Origin of the sequence: Geitlerinema sp. PCC 9228 (genome assembly GCF_001870905.1) — a bacterium.
Classification (GTDB): domain Bacteria; phylum Cyanobacteriota; class Cyanobacteriia; order Cyanobacteriales; family PCC-9228; genus PCC-9228.
In genome coordinates this window covers 1-17,393 of sequence record NZ_LNDC01000001.1, presented here as the reverse complement: position 1 = coordinate 17,393, position 17,393 = coordinate 1, and the positions used below count along the sequence as shown (strand labels likewise).

General features: G+C 52.3%; 11 protein-coding genes. 7 read left to right on the top strand and 4 right to left on the bottom strand.

The window, feature by feature from the left end; all coding sequences use genetic code 11:
* Nucleotides 1-49 precede the first annotated feature (49 nt).
* The gene (locus tag AS151_RS00055; RefSeq protein WP_071515032.1) at nucleotides 50-1,393 is read right to left on the bottom strand and encodes a TldD/PmbA family protein; all 1,344 of its coding nucleotides are present in this window, start codon (nucleotides 1,391-1,393) and stop codon (nucleotides 50-52) included.
* Between the two features lie 69 nt (nucleotides 1,394-1,462).
* Nucleotides 1,463-2,329 carry a Tab2/Atab2 family RNA-binding protein gene (locus AS151_RS00050; RefSeq protein ID WP_071515031.1) on the bottom strand — a complete coding sequence of 289 codons (867 nt, stop codon included), beginning with the start codon at nucleotides 2,327-2,329 and terminating at the stop codon, nucleotides 1,463-1,465.
* A gap of 154 nt (nucleotides 2,330-2,483) precedes the next feature.
* Here AS151_RS00050 and mnmA point away from each other — a divergent pair, with 154 nt between their 5' ends.
* The 3 genes from mnmA (at nucleotide 2,484) to AS151_RS00035 (ending at nucleotide 7,282) form a co-directional block, all read left to right on the top strand.
* Entirely contained in the window at nucleotides 2,484-3,593 is a 1,110-nt protein-coding gene (gene mnmA / locus AS151_RS00045) for a tRNA 2-thiouridine(34) synthase MnmA (protein WP_071515030.1), read from the top strand.
* 93 nt (nucleotides 3,594-3,686) lie between these two features.
* Nucleotides 3,687-4,859, top strand: coding sequence for a sulfate adenylyltransferase (sat, locus tag AS151_RS00040; protein WP_071515029.1), 1,173 nt, complete (start codon nucleotides 3,687-3,689; stop codon nucleotides 4,857-4,859).
* 173 nt (nucleotides 4,860-5,032) lie between these two features.
* Nucleotides 5,033-7,282 carry a caspase family protein gene (locus AS151_RS00035; protein ID WP_071515028.1) on the top strand — a complete coding sequence of 750 codons (2,250 nt, stop codon included), beginning with the start codon at nucleotides 5,033-5,035 and terminating at the stop codon, nucleotides 7,280-7,282.
* 79 nt (nucleotides 7,283-7,361) lie between these two features.
* On the opposite strand, the gene AS151_RS00030 is transcribed toward AS151_RS00035, so the two are convergent.
* Entirely contained in the window at nucleotides 7,362-8,987 is a 1,626-nt protein-coding gene (locus tag AS151_RS00030) for an MBL fold metallo-hydrolase (RefSeq protein ID WP_071515027.1), read from the bottom strand.
* A 474-nt stretch (nucleotides 8,988-9,461) separates the two neighbouring features.
* Between AS151_RS00030 and pap the strand changes: the two genes are divergently transcribed.
* The 4 genes from pap (at nucleotide 9,462) to topA (ending at nucleotide 15,899) form a co-directional block, all read left to right on the top strand.
* Nucleotides 9,462-10,949 (top strand): polyphosphate:AMP phosphotransferase, encoded by a 1,488-nt coding sequence (gene pap, locus AS151_RS00025; RefSeq protein ID WP_071515026.1) that lies wholly within the window; start codon nucleotides 9,462-9,464, stop codon nucleotides 10,947-10,949.
* 83 nt (nucleotides 10,950-11,032) lie between these two features.
* A complete protein-coding gene (leuB, locus tag AS151_RS00020; RefSeq protein ID WP_071515025.1) occupies nucleotides 11,033-12,121 on the top strand; it encodes a 3-isopropylmalate dehydrogenase in 1,089 nt (362 codons plus the stop codon).
* 56 nt (nucleotides 12,122-12,177) lie between these two features.
* The gene (locus AS151_RS00015) at nucleotides 12,178-13,050 is read left to right on the top strand and encodes a fructosamine kinase family protein (RefSeq protein ID WP_071515024.1); all 873 of its coding nucleotides are present in this window, start codon (nucleotides 12,178-12,180) and stop codon (nucleotides 13,048-13,050) included.
* 122 nt (nucleotides 13,051-13,172) lie between these two features.
* Nucleotides 13,173-15,899, top strand: a complete 2,727-nt coding sequence (topA, locus tag AS151_RS00010) for a type I DNA topoisomerase (RefSeq protein WP_071515023.1) — start codon at nucleotides 13,173-13,175, stop codon at nucleotides 15,897-15,899.
* Between the two features lie 889 nt (nucleotides 15,900-16,788).
* Here the strand turns inward: topA and AS151_RS00005 are convergent.
* On the bottom strand, nucleotides 16,789-17,393 hold a 605-nt coding region (locus AS151_RS00005), incomplete at its 5' end, for a zinc ribbon domain-containing protein (RefSeq protein WP_244532778.1).

Below are 17,393 nucleotides of genomic sequence, written 5' to 3'. Positions count from 1 at the left end.
TGTTTCCCATGCCCCCATGACCCGATGCCCTTGTTCCCTATTCTTGCAACTACGAACAACGTCCGGTAACAGTTAACCCATCTACTACCAGAGAAGGGGTATAAATGGCACCATTCCACTCGGCGTCGTTGCCTAGATACACCAGTTGGTTGAGGGCTTTGTAAATATTGCCTGCCACCATGGTGTCTTTAATCCGACCGATTGCTTCGCCACCGCGGATGCAGTAGCCTAACTCTACATTAATAGAAAAATCCCCGGACAGGCCAATTTCACCGCCCAACATTTGGTCCACAATGATGCCTTCGTTGAGGTCTGCCATCATTTGGGATAAACCCCGCTCGCCCGGTTTTACTAGAAAATTATACAAACCAGGGGTGGGATAGCTGCCCAAACTGGGGCGAAATCCGTTGCCTGTGGGATGCAACCCATCACTGCCCCCGGGGGGATGTTCCCATCCCCAAGCTCTGCTGGTAGCGCGATCGCAGTAGAATAATTTTAAAACCCCATCTTCCACAAAAGTTAGCTTGCTGGTGGGGGTGCCCTCATCGTCAAAAGGACAGCTAAACGGACCGGCCTTGGGGTCTTGGTAGAGGGTAATGGCTGGCGACAGTACGGCATATCCCAAGCGGTCGTACCAAGGCGTGGCTTTTTCCAGGGCACGTTTGCCGTTTAACGCCTCTTGGATCGTTTCCCAGAGCATATCGGCGGCTTTGGAAGTAAACAAAATCGGTACCCGCCCCAAAATCGGTTGCACGTTGGTTTGCGCCCACGACAAACGCTGCAAAACGTTGCGGGTGAGGGCTTTGGGATCGAGGGAGTCGCGCTGGGTTTGCCCGTCTTCCACCGTGAGAAAATCATCGCCGCGGACCCACTCGGCGGCAAAATAGCTGCTGAGAGTCGTGTCGGTTTGGGAGCAATACAAACCTTGGGAATTGGTGAGGGTGGTGGTTTCCGTCTCGCAGGTAAACTCAGCTTGGCACAGCACTTCCGGATAGGCTGGTCGTACTTGCGCGATCGCCTCTTGCCCCCATTCCACTAACTGTTCCAGACCGACACTTTGCCCCACATCCGGATACCTGCCCTCGATGCCTTCATGGAGTTCAATTTCTTCAGGGGGATTGAGCTTGCTAATGGCGATCGCGCGGTCTACCAACGCCTGGGGATCGACCTCTCCATGGGCTACCGCCAATCCCGGGCAACCATCGCGCCACAACCGCAAAGCCGTACCTTCCGACTCGTTGCTTTCCAAATGCTTCAAACGATTGGCTTCAAAAAAGACCGGTCTGGCTTGCGATCGCGACTGGAACACCTCCGCCGCTTGGGCACCAGAACGTTTGGCCAGCGCTATTAACGTATCTGCTAGGTTTTCGGCATTCCCCTTGGCAGAACCCATAAGCCGCGATTCCTTGTCTATCTATTCAACAATCAACTTCCCCCAGCAAAACCAGGGAGTCGCTTCATTTTAAGCCAAATCCAACTCTTGCAGTAACCAAAATCCCGCAAAAGACTCGGAATTGGGGTCTGACTGCACCGCCAAAAAATGCAAGCCCCCTGCTTTTTCTTTCAACTGCTGGAACCCTTGTGCTTCCTGGCGGGTAGTATCATCATTTAGCTGTGCCAAAATCCAAGCTTCGCTAAAACCAGTCGCCAGCACCAACTGCGATGCCCACTCGTGAAATGCGATCGCATCCAACTCCAATCCCGACATCCAAGCCGCCAGGGGCGTGGCACGACGGGAAAAAACAATCAAGCCGGGAACTGGGGTTTTAGGATCGATATCCAGCAGCGATAGCGGAAATCCCTCCCCAAAAGAAATTTCCCATGCGCTCATTTGCTGAAATTCCTGGGCAGGCAAACTGACAAAGCCCCATTTTTCCCCCCGCATGGCATCCGGTAGGGGTTGGGGGGTGGGGGCATTGAAACGTACCCCCGGGGCATTCATCGCCGATTCCTGAAAATTGGGGTCTTGGGGATAGACCTTTTCCATGCGTTCTTGCAACCAGCAGCTGAGGGCTACGGTTCGCTGGCTGGGAACCGCCTGCAAGCCCATATCTTTGCAAGCTTTGCTAATCATGTTGTTCATTTGCCGGCGAAAGAAACGAATTCGCACCGGCGGTGATGGGGCTTGGTCGATAGCTTCTTGCAATGCCGAGGTCAACCAGATAGAGTTGACTTGATTGCTGGGGCAGTATTTGGCAAAGCGAAACAACGAATCCGGGTCCCGTGCGACCTCCATCGGACTTTCGCAGACCAAAAGTTCCCAAATTTTTTTGTTATTTTCGTCCACAATGGGACGCGAGTAAAAGTCGAGTTCCCAAGTAGTGCTCATAAGTCTGGTTTTGTAAATGTGCCTGATTTTTCATGATACATGGGGCGGCTGGGGGAACCAACGTCGAGACATGCGATCGCCACTAGCCACCACTGACCAATATACGTTACTTTAGAAACACAAGTGTTGCATTTGTAAAGGTTTTGGCGAAACAATGACTAAGGTAGTGGTAGGTCTGTCTGGGGGCGTCGATAGTTCCACAACAGCAGCCATTCTCCACAATCGAGGATACGAAGTGGTGGGATTGACCCTGTGGCTGATGAAGGGCAAAGGACAGTGCTGTTCGGAAGGGATGGTCGATGCTGCCTATATTTGCGAGCAGCTGGGCATTCCCCACCACGTGGTGGATACCCGAGAGGTATTTCAAGAAAATATTTTGGATTTTTTGGTACAGGGGTATTCTTCCGGCGTCACGCCCCTGCCTTGTTCCCAGTGCAATAAAAACGTGAAATTTTCCTCCATGCTGGCGTATGCCCGCGACGAACTGGGCATCGATTGCATGGCCACGGGGCACTATGCCCGAATTCACTACGACGAAGTCACCCAACGATACCAACTGCGCCGGGCGGTAGACCCGCAAAAAGACCAGTCGTACTTTCTCTACGACATGCCCCAAGCCATCCTCTCCCGGTGTTTGTTTCCCCTAGGGGACCAACTCAAAAGCCAAACCCGCGAACTGGCGGCGAAGTATCAATTGCACACTGCCAGCAAGCCAGAAAGTCAGGATTTGTGCCTGGCGGACCATTACGGGTCCATGCGCCAATTTTTAGACCAATACATCGACCATCAAGTCGGGGAAATCGTCAATACCGAAGGCAAGGTTTTGGGTACCCACAACGGTATCCATCAGTTTACCATCGGCCAGCGCAAAGGTCTGGGCGTAGCTGCGGGCAAACCCCTGTACGTGGTGGCTTTGGATGCTGACAACAACCGCGTCATTGTCGGCGATCGCGAAAGTGCCCACAAGCGGACTTGTACGGTATCCGGCGTCAACTGGGTTTCCATTGCCCAACCCACAGAACCCATCCGCGCCCAAGTGCAAGTACGCTACCGTACCCAGCCAGCCACAGCAACCATCACGCCACAAGGCGACCGGGTGGCAATTACCTTTGACGAACCGCAATTTAGCATTACCCCCGGACAAGCAGCCGTATGGTACGACGGTGACTTGTTGCTAGGTGGTGGGGTCATCGAACGCCCCCAAAACACCACTCAGGCGGAAACCAACCCTCGCGAAACCGCTCAATTGGCTGGGGAAAAATAAAATGTGCCGAACGTCCCTCTAGAAAGTAGGATAAAAGGTGAGAAAAACCGAAATGGTTTTTGGTCGTTGCAGTTAACAGCAAGAGGAATCACCTTGAACCAGAAAACAGAGGAGATTATTGCTCCCCACGGCGGTCATTTGGTCCAGCGTGTTGCCACGCCTGAAGAAAAACAAGAGTTCCTCGACCAAGCCGAACGTTTGCCTCGGGTACGCCTCAGCGAGCGATCGCTATCCGACCTGGTCACCATCGCCATTGGCGGTTTTAGTCCGTTGGCTGGGTTTATGGACTCCGACGATTACGAGTCTGTCGTTCGCGAAATGCGTTTGGCGAACGGTCTGCCTTGGTCGATTCCCATCACCTTGCCAGTCTCCGAAGAAATTGCCGATACCCTCACCGAAGGCAAATGGGTCCGCCTCGATGACCCCAACGGTCGGTTTGTCGGCGTTCTGGAACTGACACAAAAATATAGCTACAACAAAGCCCACGAGGCCATTAACGTCTACCGCACCGACGATACCAACCACCCCGGGGTCAAAGCCCTCTACGAGCAAGGGTCCATGTATCTCGCCGGACCAGTTTGGTTGCTAGAGCGCGAACCCCATCCCCAATTTCCCGACTATCAAATCGATCCCGCCGAATCCCGGCGTTTGTTCCGAGAACGCGGTTGGAAGACCATTGTCGGTTTCCAAACCCGCAATCCCATTCACCGCGCCCACGAATACATCCAAAAATGCGCCCTGGAAGTGGTCGATGGCTTGTTCCTACATCCGCTGGTGGGGGTCACCAAAAGCGACGACATTCCGGCGGACGTGCGCATGCGCTGTTACGAAATCATGATTGATAAATATTTCCCCAAAGACCGGGTAATTATGGCCATCAACCCGGCTTCCATGCGCTACGCCGGACCGCGAGAAGCTATTTTCCACGCCCTGGTGCGTAAAAACTACGGTTGCACCCATTTCATTGTCGGTCGCGACCACGCCGGCGTTGGAGACTATTACGGCACCTTCGACGCCCAGAAGATTTTCGACGAGTTCGACCCCCAAGAGCTGGGAATTACCCCCATGCGGTTCGAACATGCTTTTTACTGCACCATTACCAAGCAAATGGCTACTGTAAAAACCAGTCCCAGCACTCCCGAACAGCGGATTCACTTTTCGGGGACCAAAGTGCGAGAAATGCTGCGTCGCGGCGAACTACCGCCACCGGAGTTTTCTCGTCCGGAAGTTGCTGCCGAACTGGCGAGCGCTATGCAACAAAAATAGGTCTGAAGATGGGAATATGAGTGCATGGGTGCATAGGTGCATGGGAGCTTGGGAAGGGGGCGCAACAACCCGCAGCTCCCCCCTCTTGCCCATCTTTCCTTTTTCCAATGCTCCCGAAAACGAGCCAGCCACCAATCGCGCTCGCGCGTGCGTACAGACAGATACAGCCAATCATGAAACGACGGGAATTTGTCCAAACAGCCAGTTGGATATTAGCAACGCTGGGACTGGAATCGGCGGGATTGGCACCTTTTGGGCAGCGCTACTACCAAGCCCTCGCCCAGCCCAGTCGGCGCAAGCTAGCCTTGCTGGTGGGAATTAACGCATACGCCGAACATCCCCTCAAAGGGTGCCTGCAAGATTTGCAACTGCAAAAACAATTGCTGGTGCATCGCTTCGGGTTTGCCCCGGAAGATGTGGTGCTGCTTACCGATGGTACGGCTACCAGAGCAACGCTGGAAAGCAAGTTTGAGGAGCATTTGCAAGGGCAAGCCAGCTCAGAAGATTTGGTATTGTTCCACTTTAGCGGGTATGGTCGCCAGTTGCTGGATGCCGATCTCCAAAAAACCACCAAACAGCGATCGCTAGAGGAGACAACGATTTGGCCAGGTCGGGCTTTGGTCCTCGCCGGCGAGAGCCCCCATTTGCCTTTGAACGAGTTGTGGTCGTGGATGCATCGGCTGCCAGCGGAAAAACTGGTGACGGTTTTGGATACGAGCTTTACCTATCCAGGACAGGGGACCCAGGGATTGCTGCGCGTGCGTGCTTTGCCTGCCCGCGAGAACGAAGCCTCTGCCACACGGTCTGCTGGCGGGAAAGGGTCTGCCACCAAGCCCCCCGGACTGGTGTTTTTGGCTGCCGATGCTTCCCAGTTTGCGGTGGAAGCTCACTGGTACGGTTTTTGGGCCGGTTTGTTGAGCTATACCTTGACCCAAAACCTATGGTGTGGTAAAAGTAGCGATTTTTTCCCACGCTTGCTGCAACGCAGTGCTTCCGCCGTACAACAGGTGTGGCAGTACCAAAAACCGCAACTGTGGTTGCCTGGCGATCGCCCAGGGTGGGGCAGCCCCAAATCCTCTCTGACCCTCGATAGTTGGTTTTCTCCCCAAAATCAAGTACCGGAAGGGGTAGACGGCGCGATCTCTGGCATCGATGCCAAAAATGGAACCGCTACCCTATGGTTGGGTGGTTTGCCGGGGTTGGTGTTGGAAAACTACGGCAGTTCTTCTGTCTTTTCAGTGGTTCCCCAAAGGAATGGTTCCCAAACAACCACCACCCAAGTACAAGCCATCGCCCGCGACGGCTTGCAAGCCAAAGTACAACCCTGGCAAAAACCTGCCCCAGAAGGCAAATCTCCCTCCAAATCCCCCGCGATCGAATCCTTACAGGTGGGGCAACTGGCCACCGAATACATCCGCGTCATTCCCCGTTCCGTTAGCTTGACCGTCGCCCTCGATACCGCCCTGCAACGCATCGAGCGGGTAGATGCCACCAGCGCCTTTTCCTACTACACGGAAATTTCAGCTATTGTCGCTGGCGAACAACCTGCTGACTATCTCTTTAGTCGCGTACAGCTAGATCGCCTGGCTGGTCCAACTACGGCTTTGCTTTCACCAGTTCAAGGGAGCTATGCCTTATTCTCCCCAGCCCAAGAACTGATCCCCAACACTGCCGGTCAGGGGGGCGAAGCCATTAAAACTGCCGTACAGCGGTTGCTGCCCCGGTTAAAAACTCTGCTGGCCATGAAACTGCTGCGTTTGACCAACAACGTGAACTCTTCGCGCCTAGGCATTCGCGCCACCCTCACCGCCGGCGACGATTACCGCCAGCAAGTGCTGCTTTCCCAAGAAACCCGACGGGTCACGGAAAACCGAGCGGAACCGGGGGCTTCCAGTGCTGGCAAGGTGGAATCGGGCTTTGTTTCCATGCCGGTAGGAACCGAGGTGCAATTTCAGTTAGAAAATCTTTCCGACCGCCCGGTTCATTTTCTCTTTTTCGGACTCAATACCAATGCCAAAGCGATCGCTTTATGTCCGTTTCCCTTAACTGCTTCTACATCAACAGAAGATTTATCCAACTATGCCATCCAACCAGGAGAAATTAAAACCTTCCCCGTACCCTCTTCTTCTTACGAATGGAAACTACCCGGTCCGCCCGGACTGACGGAAACCTTACTGGTATGCAGCCGCTCGCCCTTTAAACATGCAATTGAATACTTGCAAATTGCCCAACACAGCAGCGTTGCCGGTCGTCCCATTGGACCTTTGGGCAATGCCCTGGAAATCGCCCAAGCCATTTTACAAGACCTCCACGAAGCCAGCCGCCCAGCTGCCCAACAAGTGGGGGTTTCTTCCGATTACTACGCCTTCGATATGGATGCTTGGGCCAGTTTTAGCTTTCCCTATCGGTTGGTAAGTAGTTAACCCGCTCGCCAAGTTGATTCCTATTGACCGGTCCATCTCCGACGCTCGCGTTTCTCCACCGTTTCCCTACCCGCAAAAGCTAATCATCCGAAAGCGGTTCGTACGCCGGACAATACCCATCCGCCGGCACTTTTAACTCAAACAAGGGAGAAGCAGGGTTCCAACAGCGTTGCCTGCGGAAATGGCGGCAGGTACCGCAAGCTTCTTGCTGGTCGGGGATGCCTTGAGTTTGCTCCTGACTCATGAATTCCCGTTGGGAAATGCCGCGCATCACCAACTCCTCTCCCTGCCAGCGTGCTTCCACAAATCCTGTATCCGCCAGTTCCTGCCAGCGGGGATCTTCTTCTAGCGTTCCTGGTAGCGTCACCGCTACTCCTTCTTCCGTAACCGCGATTTCTCCTTGGTAAGTGGTATCGGAAACTGTGCTGCTCTCGTGGAAGGTTTCGCTCACTGGGAGTTCCACCAAATTCCCCGCGTCTGGGGCGTGTAAGTGATAGCGATTGCGCAACTCTGGTAGATTGGTCAAATCCGCCAAATAAGTAGGTGCCCCGTGAACGAAAATCACGTGTTGCGGGCGCAAATTATGAATTAGTTGTGTTGTTCCTGTAACATCGCAATGTTCTGAAAGCAAGTAAGATTCAAATAGGGTATTTGCTGCATGTACGAATGGACCGCTGGGGGTGGGAGTTTCTCCGTATCCCGGTTTTTGCGATCGCAGCACCAACCAAGGTCCGCTTTCCGGGTGGCGGTAGGCTTCCAAATCGAAAGTAGCATCCGCGATCGCCACGCAAGGGGTTTTTCCCAAACTGCCCCGTTGTTCGGCACTCAGCCGGCGGACCCGCGGATACACCCGTTCGTCCCAAAATAAGGGTTGGTGGTAGGCAAAATTCTGTACGGAGGCCGGCAGGTGGGATAAAATATCCAAATATAGATCGCAGCCTATCGCTACGCTCCCTTGCACCCAAATATCCAAAGGCCGCCCGGAAAACAAGTGGTGGCTGCGCAGCAACATCAACAATTCTTGTCCCAAACCCAAAGCCGGCACCGGCAAACACACCGACTGTCCCATGGAAATTGCCTGGGCAATGCGTTCTAGCAGCTGATTTTCTTGGGCGCGGCGATGGCTAAAGCGAGAAGTGCCGTAGCTGCCTTCCACCACCAACACATCTGGCTGCAAGCGCCGCAAATCTTCTAAAGGCAACCCCTGCACCATGCGGGAGTTGGAGAGCAAGAAATCTCCCGTATAAAATAGTGTCAGCGGGCGCGTTTCCGTTTCCATGTATCCCGTATAGGTGAGCAAAAAAGCCGCCGCCCCCGGTAGGTGACCCGCAGGAAACATTTCTACAGTCAAATCCCGGTCCAGCTCGATGGATTGGCGCCAGGGCAAAGTTTCCCAAAATGTAGGCACCTCGTACCACGGGTAATCGGGCCAGTTGAGCGGTAGCAAGCGACTGGTGACTTCGCTGGTGTATACAGGCAGTTGGGGAAACGCTTGATGTAAAGCTAACAAGCCTTGCGCGTGGTCGGCATGGGCGTGGCTGCACAATACCACATCAGCAGGAGGGTGCTTGTCCGTCGTTAACAACGGCGATAGATCCTCGACACCGCAATCCAATAGGATCCGACGGGTGCCCATCTTGACCAAGAGGCAAATCCCTTCTCCATCCTGATGACCGACCCGATAGGGCAAGCATTCTAAATCCATCTACGTTGCTCCCCGGCAAGAAGGCAGCTTAATTATGGGTTAATTTCCGATGCTACCAACCGAACGGTTCTATCGAAAGAATTGTTCAATTATTTAAATGTTCGAGATGAACTTTTTGGATTTCTCTTATAGTCCATCGGGGTGACCGAGTGGAGAAGACAGGAAGATGAGTCTATTTTCTCATTTGCTGGGATTATTTTGCCGACGATCCTATTTTATCTGGGATTTTCTCTTTTCCAACCAACTCAGTGTCGGCGGGTTTTTGTTGCACGAGCGCCATCCTACCCGCATCCCGTCGCCAGGCCGCAACCGTCGGTAGGGATTTAGCCTAGCCGTCGCGATCGGCCAACAGGGCACCACCATTGTTTGGGGAGAATTTCTGAAATTCTGGTGAAATTGTGTTTTTGATTGCGTTTTTTTTCAGGGGGCAACCGTTAAAATTAAGTAACTTTGCAGAAATTTTGCCGACCATATATGCTAGAAACCTTAGACCTAAATTTATCCTTAGACAAAGAATCTTACAAACAAGAACTCATGCCGCTCATGCGCAACCTGCGATCGCTACAGCAGGCTTGCTGGCAGAAAAAACTGCCCGTGGTCATTGTCTTGGAAGGATGGGCGGCCGCTGGCAAAGGGGCATTGCTGCAAAAAATGGTGGGCTATATGGACCCGCGGGGATTTGAAGTGCATCCCGTTTGGCCGCCGACAGCTGACGAACGCCGCTATCCCTTTCTGTGGCGATTTTGGCAGAAACTCCCCGAACGGGGAAAATTCAGCATTTTTTACCACAGCTGGTACACCCACGTTTTGGAAGACCGCTTGTTTGGGAGAATTCCAGAATCGCAGATGGCAACTGCTTTTCAAGAAATCAACGCCTTCGAGCGCCAGTTGGTAGATGACGGCGCTGCGATCGCCAAATTCTGGATTCATTTGAGTAAAAAAGAACTCAAAAAAAGACTCAAAAAATACGCCAAAGATCCCCTCGACGCCTGGCGCGTGCGTCCGGAAGACTGGCAACAATCCAAAAATTACTCACAATATGCCGAATTTGCCGAAGAAATGCTGCAGCAAACCAGCACCGGCGTTGCCCCCTGGACCTTGATAGAAGGAGATAACAAACGGTGGGCGCGCGTTAAAGTCTTAACGCAAATGGCCGCATCCCTAACCGAAGCCTTAGACCGCTTGCACGGACAGCAACCAGCACCGCAAGCAACCCCGCAAACCCAACTGTCTCCCACAGAACCAGATTTTTTAAGTGCGGTAGATCTCAGCCTCAGCCTCTCCCACGACGAATACAAAGCTAAATTGCGGGAGCAGCAAATTCGCCTGCGCAAGTTGCAGCAAGAAATTTACCAAAATAAAGTACCGGTTTTAATTCTCTTTGAAGGTTGGGATGCCGCCGGCAAAGGCGGGGCCATCAAACGCCTCACAGATGTGTTAGACCCCCGCAGTTACAAAGTTCGCGCTTTTGGTCCCCCCACAGAAGACGAAAAGCAACACCACTATCTGTGGCGATTTTGGCGGCGATTACCCCCGGCAGGTCAGCTTGCGATTTTCGATCGCAGTTGGTATGGTCGAGTCTTGGTAGAACGGGTAGAAGGCTTTGCCACCGAAGCTCAATGGCGGCGTGCCTATCGAGAAATTAACGAATTTGAATCGCAACTGGTGAGTGCCGGCTACGTATTGGTAAAATTTTGGCTGCACATCAGCCCCGAAGAACAGCTAAAAAGGTTTTACGAACGTAAAGAAAATCCCTTCAAAAGCTACAAACTCACCACAGAAGATTGGCGCAATCGGGAAAAATGGTCCTTGTACGAAGTAGCGGTGAATCAAACCATCCAGCGCACCAGTACCCCAATTGCGCCCTGGACGATTGTACCGGGAAATGATAAATATTACGCCCGCGTTCGCACCATTGAAGCGGTTTCCACGGCCATGGAAAACCAACTCAAACAAATTTGAAAAAATGGCCAAAGAAATTTTCTTCTGGGACAGCAAACCGATAAGATAGGACTTCTCCCCAGTATCTATTTGTTTGTACCCATATGACCCAAAAGTACCGTATTACCCTATTACCCGGCGATGGCATTGGACCGGAAATTATCAGCGTTGCCGTCGATATTCTCCAAGCCGCCGCCAGCAAATTCGACTTAGAATGGGAATTTCAGGAAGGTCTCATCGGCGGTGCCGCCATTGACGAAACCGGCAAACCCCTTCCCAGCGAAACCCTAGACTTGTGTCGCCACAGCGATGCGGTGATGCTAGCAGCCATTGGCGGTCCGGCGTGGGATGGCTTGCCGGGTCACCGCCGTCCGGAAGCCGGTTTGTTGGGATTGCGGTCGGGATTGGAACTATTTGCCAACTTGCGTCCTGCCACCTTACTTCCCCAGCTGGCAAACGCTTCGCCGTTGAAGCGAGAAATTGTCAGCGGTGTGGATATCATGGTAGTGCGCGAACTCACCGGCGGCGTATACTTCGGCGAACCCAAAGGAATTTTTCAGACCGAAACCGGGGAAAAACGGGGCGTTAATACCATGGCGTATACCGCCAGCGAAATCGATCGCATTGCCAAAGTTGCCTTGGAAATTGCCCAAAAACGGCAAGGTAGACTTTGTTCGGTGGATAAAGCCAACGTCCTCTCCGTTTCCCAACTGTGGCGCGATCGGGTGGAAAAGATAGCCCAAGACTATCCCGACATCACCCTATCCCATCTTTACGTAGACAACGCCGCCATGCAACTGGTACGCGCCCCCAAACAATTTGATACCATTGTCACCGGCAATCTATTTGGGGATATCCTATCCGATATTGCCGCCATGCTTACCGGCAGCATTGGCATGTTGCCCTCCGCCAGTTTGGGAGAGAGCAAGCCCGGCGTTTTTGAACCCGTTCACGGGTCGGCACCGGATATTGCCGGTCAGGACCAAGCCAATCCCCTAGCGCAAGTTCTCAGTGCTGCCATGATGCTACGCTACGGTTTGGACCAACCGCAAGCAGCCAGCCAAATCGAACAAGCAGTTACCCAAGTGCTCGATGCCGGCTACCGTACCGGCGATATCATGTCCGAGGGAATGCAGCAACTGGGATGTAAAGCCATGGGAGAAAAATTGCTAGAAGCTTTGGCCCAACAGTAATTTCCTTTTGTGGACCCAAAAGCCTTTAACTCGCCCATCCAAGCCAAAAAAACAACATGTGGGACCAAATTGCCGCACAAATTTCCGAAGTAACTGGCGTTCCCTTCCAACCCCAGCAAACCCGTTCTGTAGGCGGCGGATGCATCAATCAAGCTTACTATCTCAGCGACGGTCGCAGGGCCTATTTTGTCAAAACCAACCGCGCTTGCGAGTTGGATATGTTTGAAGCGGAAGCGTTGGGCCTCAAAGACATGTGGGATACCCATTCCATTCGCGTTCCCTATCCCCTGTGTACCGGAACCACCAAGAAAACCTCGTATATCGTCATGGAGTGGGTAGAACTCGGCGGCAAAAGCGACAAGCATTCCTGGGAACAAATGGGCTACCAGCTGGCGCAAATGCACCGTTGTCCGGGACCGGGAGAATTTGGTTGGCGGCGAAACAATACCATTGGGTCCACGCTGCAAATCAATACCTGGACCGAAGAATGGGCTAATTTTTGGCGGGAACATCGCATGGCCTATCAGTTCCAGTTGGCTTCGCGGCGAGGGGGGCATTTTCCGCGCCAGCAGGAATTTCTGGAAACCATTCCTCAGTTGCTAGCCGGTCACTACCCGCAACCCTCGTTGGTGCATGGCGATTTGTGGGGCGGCAATGCTACCGTTACAGCAGAGGGAGAACCGATTATTTTCGATCCGGCTGCTTACTATGGCGATCGCGAAGTGGATATTGCCATGACGGAATTGTTCGGTGGGTTTTCCCCCGACTTTTACCGCGCATACAACCAAGCCTGGCCCCTCTCCAACGGCTACGAACGTCGCAAAAAACTCTACAATCTCTACCACATCGTCAACCACTTCAATATTTTTGGGGGTGGGTACGAATACCAAGCCAACCGCATTATTGATGAATTGTTAGATTGTGCGTAGTTCTAGCTGTGTCTCGTTTCTCCCTGGAAAAAACCAATAAATTTCCCCGAGAAAGACTTGACAAATGAGTTGTTTTCTGTCTATGTTGGCTTTCTAGTCTAGCTGCCTTTTGCCGATCCTCCATGTCCACCCTGGTTATTGTAGAATCTCCAACCAAAGCACGTACGATTCGCAACTACCTGCCCAACGAATACCAAGTCGAGGCATCGATGGGCCACGTTCGCGATTTACCCCAGTCTGCCAAAGAAATTCCCAGCCAGTACAAAGGCCAAAAATGGGCGCAGCTGGGGGTGAACGTAGAAGGGAACTTCGAACCCCTGTACGTAATTCCCAAAGACAAAAAGAAAACCGTCAAACAGCTGCAAGAGTCCCTCCAACAAGCGGACGAACTCATCCTCGCCACCGACGAAGACCGCGAGGGGGAAAGCATTAGCTGGCATTTATTGCAAGTGCTGCAACCGGAAGTTCCCACCAAACGGATGGTGTTCCACGAAATTACCCAGGAAGCCATCCGCAATGCCTTGCAAGAATGCCGTCATGTAGACGAAAATTTGGTGCGCGCTCAGGAAACCCGCCGGATTTTGGACCGTTTGGTGGGATATACCGTGTCGCCGTTGCTGTGGAAAAAAATTGCCCCCGGTCTGTCTGCCGGTCGGGTACAATCGGTGGCCGTGCGCCTGGTTGTAGAACGGGAACGCCAGCGGCGTGCGTTTCGTTCCGGCAGTTACTGGGATTTGAAAGCCACGTTGCAAAGTCCCTCGTCGGCAAAAGGCAAATCGGCAACCTTTGAAGCCAAACTGGTGACCCTGGGTGGCAAACGATTGGCAAGCGGTAACGATTTCGATCCCAGAACTGGCGATATTGCCCAGGGACGGGATGTGGTACGCTTGTTGGAAGCGGATGCCGCAGCTTTGCGCGATCGCTTGGCGGATCGACCCTGGGAAGTGACTTCTGTGGAAGAACGCGCCAGCAAACGCCGTCCGTCGCCTCCGTTTACCACCTCTACCCTCCAACAGGAATCTAACCGCAAACTGAACATGGGGGCTAGGGAAACCATGCGGGTGGCGCAAAGCCTGTACGAACAAGGCTACATCACCTACATGCGGACGGATTCGGTGCACTTATCCCAACAAGCGATCGCAGCGGCGCGTCAGTGCGTAGAAAACAAATACGGCAAAAAATACCTCAGTCCCAAACCTAGACAGTACAGTACCAAAAGCAAAAACGCCCAAGAAGCACACGAAGCCATTCGTCCCGCCGGCAGTACCTTCCGGACCCCAGCCGAAACCGGTCTTGCCGGCAAAGAACGCAAACTTTACGACCTAATTTGGAAACGCACCGTCGCCTCTCAAATGGCCGACGCCCAGCAAACCAATATCACTGTAGCTTTGCAAGTAGAAGACGCCGGGTTTCAAGCCACCGGCAAACGCATTGATTTCCCTGGTTTCTTACGCGCCTACGTAGAAGGGTCCGACGACCCAGAAGCTGCCTTGGAAGACCGCGAAGTTATTTTACCACCTTTACAACAAGGCGATCGCCCCGAATGCCAGGAAATCGAAACGGTTTCCCACGAAACCAAACCCCCAGCCCGCTATACCGAAGCCTCCCTAGTCAAAACCTTAGAAAGCGAAGGCATCGGTCGTCCCAGTACCTACGCCAGCATTATCGGTACCATTGTCGATAGGGGGTATATTTACCTGAGCAAAAATACCCTCATTCCCACCTTCACCGCCTTTGCCGTATCCAGCCTGTTGGAAGAATACTTCCCCGATTTGGTGGATACCGGGTTCACCGCGCGCATGGAAGCCACCCTGGACAAAATTTCTACCGGCGATGCGGAATGGTTGCCCTATCTAGACAACTTCTATCGCGGCGAAAAAGGTCTAGCCAAACAAGTAGAACAACAGGAAAGCCGCATCGACCCATCATCGGCACGTACGGTGGAATTAGAAGACCTCGATGCCACCATCCGCATTGGCAAATTTGGTCCCTACGTCGAAGCCGAAGCCAACGGTGACGGACCTGTCAACGCTTCCTTGCCCCGGGATATTCCTCCTGCGGATATTGACAAGGAACAAGTGGAAAAAATCGTCAAGCAGAAAACCGAAGGACCGGAAAAACTCACCACCCATCCAGAAACCGGCGAACCGGTGTATGTGTTGGTTGGTCCCTACGGTCCTTACGTCCAGTTGGGGGATGGGGACGAAAAAACCAAACCCAAGCGGGTTTCCCTCCCCAAAGGCACGGCAACCCAAGACGTGACTCCCGAAATGGCTCTGAAGTGGCTGGCTTTACCCCGAGATTTGGGTACTCATCCCGACCAGGGGGGCAAAATTCAAGCGGGGATTGGACGCTACGGTCCTTACGTGGTTCACCACGGGGAAGAAGGGAAAACCTATGCTTCCCTGAGAGCTGGGGATGATGTGTTAACCGTGGAATTACCCAGAGCGGTGGAACTTATCAATGCAGCCCAACTGCGCAAAAGCAAACGCAAGCAAAGCGGTAAAAATAACCAAAAAAGCAGTCAAAGTAGCAAAACCAGCCAAACGACTAGCAAAAAATCCCAGCAGAAGTGGCGGGAGTTGGGCAAGCATCCCGAAGATGGCAAGCCGGTGAAACTCTTCGACCAAGAAGAGGATGCTTTTTACGTCAAGCACAGCCGTACCAGCGTGGCTTTGCCGGAAGGAGAAACGGCGGATACGATTTCTCTGGAAAAGGCGATCGAGCTAATTGAGGAGAAAAAGGCTGCTAAGGGAAAATCAACTCGCAAATCGACGGCGAAAAAGTCCACCAGCAGCAAGTCGAAGAAATCGACGGCCAGCAAATCCACCAAGGCAAAGTCTGGCTAATTCCATTTCTGGAAAATCTTGCAAGCGACAGTTGGAAGGTTTTGGCAGGGGTGCCATGCGTTTGCACCCCTAGTGGGAAATTAGAGAAAAATGGAGACGGTTATTGTTTTTGAGAAATGGTAGAAGTCCTTTTTGAGGAAATCCGGCAAGATAGAACAACCAAATCCCCCTTCGATCCGGAATCCGATGCGTACAAACCACATTTGAGATTGAGCAGGAGGAGTGGAAACAGGACTGCAGGTGGTGAGGTGAGGCAATTTTTTGGGTCTTCGCAGGGCGGATTTGTATGATACAAAGCATAAAGAATGTTTTTGGTTAGAGCGATCGCTATTCACCGCTTCACCATGCCAATCTTATAAGCTTAACCCAATCGCTAGCAGCAAAACGTTTCGTATTTCCAATCTCTCAGAAAAAGTTTCTCCAGAAAAACCCTCCAAATAATTGAGAATTTTGTCAACTAGCCACGCGATCGTGCCCCCTTGACCCATGGGGATGGAAAATAGTAAAATCAAAACTCATAGTATTGGGTATATAGTGTAAGCAATTTTTCTTCAAGTTGCTTCCATTTCCATAACTGCGTGTATTTTTTTGGGGACGGAAACTTTTGCCACCCCCTCTATGTGGATGTATTTTTGTAAAGGGAAATAGGGGCAGCTTGGCAAAAAACTGGTTTTGTGGTATGTACAAAAATTTCCAACGCTACATTCTTTTTTCTACGATTGTTCGTATCCCCTAAAAATCCCATTTCATCCATTTCAATAAGACTGCAAGAAAAGAAGCAATTCCTTTTCTTGGAAACCTTGCGCCATATGAACAAGCCTTTCGTTGACACGCTCACGAATGCTATTCGTGAGATTCTTGCTTCATTGGGTGTGCCTAGATAGATTGGCTATGCGAACCCATCCCCAGCGAACAGGGACCCTCGACGAGCATTTTTCCGCCCTGTGGTGGAAGTACTGGCGACAGCTCGACTCAAGACCACTTGTGCTGCTGCCACGTCTCGATGGGTTTGATAGCCACAGTGGGAGCAAAAATGAGTCCTTTGAGAAAGCAGCTTTCTCCCCGTATGGACGCCACAATGGGGACAAATTTGACTGGTCTGTTTGGCCTCTACTTTGGCCAAGTATTTACCGCCCTTCAAACAGACCCAAGACAAAATAGACTTGTGCTGAGCTACGCCGAAGCATTTGCTGCCAGACTTGTGTTGGGGGATTTTTAATTGGGGATAGTCTTTCTTGGCTGGTGTTAATGCCTGGCACTGACTGGCAGAGGTATGGCGAGGGGGATTGGCAGGAATGACGTACTCGCCTCCCAGACGACAGGCGTTGACAGGCGATTTTCGGGATTGGATCCCATCTTGGCGTTCTCTCAGCCCATCATTGCCAACTTGCCGACAGATTTCCCACCACGACTCCATCGTTTGAGCCTGGCGGGATGTTGGTTTGAGTTTAAATTCGTAGCTGAGAGTCAACATAATGAACAAAAATAGGTTTA